A 2,673-nucleotide genomic window follows, 5' to 3' on the forward strand; every position below is an offset into this window, starting at 1 on the left:
CGCTCCAGCCGCAGCACCTCGGCCCAGAGGGCCGCCAGGGCCTCCTCGGTGGGCGTGCGCGGGGCCACGTACCGCTCCGCGGAGGCGCCGTACTCCGGCGCGGGGAGCGCGCGGCGGTCCAGCTTGCCGTTGGGCGTGAGGGGCAGCGCGTCCAGGGAGACGAACGCGCCCGGCACCATGTGCTCCGGCAGCCCGCGGCCCAGGTGCGCCCGCAGCGCCTGCCCGTCCGCCCCGCCCACCACGTAGGCCACCAGGCGGCGGTCGCCCGGCGCGTCCTCGCGGGCCAGCACGGCGCACTCGCGCACGTCCGGGTGCGACGCCAGGGCGGCCTCGACCTCCCCCAGCTCGATGCGGAAGCCGCGGATCTTGACCTGCGCGTCCAGGCGGCCCAGGTACTCCAGGAAGTGCGTGTGTGCGTGCGGGAGCGGCTCCGCGGATCCGTGCGGATCCCGCGCGTCCGACGCGTCCGGCACGCCGGGACGGGACACCCAGCGGGCCTTGTCGCCCGTGCGGTACAGGCGCGCGCCGGGCGCTCCGAACGGGTCGGGGATGAACCGCTCGGCCGTGAGCGCGGGGCGGCCGTGGTAGCCGCGGGCCACCTGCACCCCGCCGATGTACAGCTCGCCGGGAACGCCGGCCGGGGTCGGCTGGCCGGCCTCGTCCAGCACGTACAGCCGCGTGTTCCACACGGGCCGGCCGATGGGGACGACGCCGGATGCGTCGCCGCGGGCGCAGGGCCAATGGCTCACGTCCACGGCCGCCTCGGTGGGGCCGTAGAGGTTGTGCAGGCCCGTGGACGCCGGGAACCGCGCGTGAAAGCGCTCCACGAGCGCCGGCGGCAGCGCCTCGCCGCTGCAGAGGACCCGGGTGAGGCTGGCGCACGCCTCCACGTCCGCCGCCTCCACGAAGGTCTGCAGCATGGAGGGGACAAAGTGCACCGTCGTCACGCCGTGGCGGCGGATGGCATCCGCCAGGTAGCGCGGGTCGCGGTGGCCGTCCGGGCGGGCCATCACCAGCGTGGCGCCCTGCTGCAGGGGCCACAGGAACTCCCACACCGACACGTCGAAGCTGAACGGCGTCTTCTGCAGCACCACGTCGTCCGCCGTCAGCCCGTACTCGGCCTGCATCCAGGCCAGGCGGTTCACGACGCCGCCGTGCTCGTTCATCACGCCCTTGGGTTTTCCGGTCGAACCCGACGTGTAGATGACGTACGCCAGCGTCCCCGGCGTGGCGCCGGACGCCACGTTCTCCGTCTCCTCCGCCGCGACCGTCTCCCACTCCGCGTCGACGGAGATGACCCGGGCGTCCGTCGCGGGCAGGACGGCGCGCAGGCGGTCCTGCGTCAGCAGCACGGGGACGCCGCTGTCCGCCAGCATGTAGGCAATGCGGTCCGCCGGATATCCGGGATCCACGGGAACGTACGCGCCGCCGGCCTTGAGGACGGCCAGGAGGGAGACCACCATCTCCACGCTGCGCTCCAGGCACAGGCCCACGCGGGTCTCGGGGCCCACGCCCAGGCGGACGAGGTGGCGCGCCAGCTGGTTGGCCCGCGCGTTGAGCCGGGCGTAGGTCAACGCCTCGTCTTCCCAGCGCAGGGCCACGGCGTCGGGGGTCCGCGCCGCCTGCGCCTCCACCCGCCCGTGCAGGGTGGCATCGGCCGGGTAGGGGGCGTCGGTCGCGTTCCACGTCTCCACCACCTGGGTCCGCTCGGCGCCGTCCAGCAGCGCCAGGGCCGAGAGGGGGCGGTCGGCGTCGTCCGCCACCTGGGCCAGCACCCGCTCCAGGTGCGCCACCATCCGCTGGACGGTGCGCGGCTCGAAGAGGTCCGTGGCGTACTCCAGGGTGCCGGCGATGCCGTTGCCGTGCACGGCGATGCGCAGGGTGAGGTCGAAGCGGGCCTTTTCCACCTCGGAGCCCATCCCCGCCATGCGGCCGCCGGGCAGCCCGTCGCCGTCCGCGGCGGGGGCGGCGTCGGTGCCGTCCAGGGTGATCATCACCTGGAAGAGGGGGGCGTGGCTCAGGCTGCGCTCCGGCTGCAGCTCGGCCACCAGCTTTTCGAACGGCAGGTCCTGGTGCTCGTAGGCGCCCAGGGTGCCCTCGCGGACGCGGCGCAGCACCTCGCGGAACGAGGGGGCGCCGGACAGGTCCGTCCGCAGCACGAGCGTGTTGACGAAGAAGCCGATGAGCCCCTCCAGCTCGCGCCGCGTGCGGCCGGCGATGGGCGTGCCCACGACCACGTCGGGGCTGCCGCTGTACTTCGACAGCAGCACCTGGAAGGCGCCCAGCACCACCATGAAGAGCGTGGCGCCCTCGTGGTGGCCCAGGGCCGTCAGCCGCTCCAGCAGCGACGCGGAGAGGGTGAAGCGCTCGCGGGCGCCGCGGTGGCTCTGCACGGCGGGGCGCGGCCGGTCGGTGGGCAGCTCCAGCAGCGCCGGGGCGCCCGCCAGCCGCGCCTTCCAGTACGCCGTCTGCCGGTCCAGCATCTCGCCCTGCAGCTGCTCGCGCTGCCACACGGCAAAGTCGGCGTACTGCACGGGCAGCTCGGGCAGGGGCGACGGGCGCCCCTCGCGGAACGCCGCGTACAGGGCGGAGAGCTCGCCCAGCATCACGCCGTCGCTCCACCCGTCCGTCACCACGTGGTGCATGCACAGCTGCAGCAGGTGCTCGTCGGGG

The 2,673-nt window shown here is 74.6% G+C and carries 1 protein-coding gene; it reads right to left on the reverse strand.

From position 1 onward, the window contains the following. On the reverse strand, window positions 1-2,673 hold a 2,673-nt coding region (locus VFZ20_RS10380; protein ID WP_329683798.1), incomplete at both ends, for an amino acid adenylation domain-containing protein.

Origin of the sequence: Longimicrobium sp., assembly GCF_036280135.1 — a bacterium.
GTDB lineage: Bacteria > Gemmatimonadota > Gemmatimonadetes > Longimicrobiales > Longimicrobiaceae > Longimicrobium.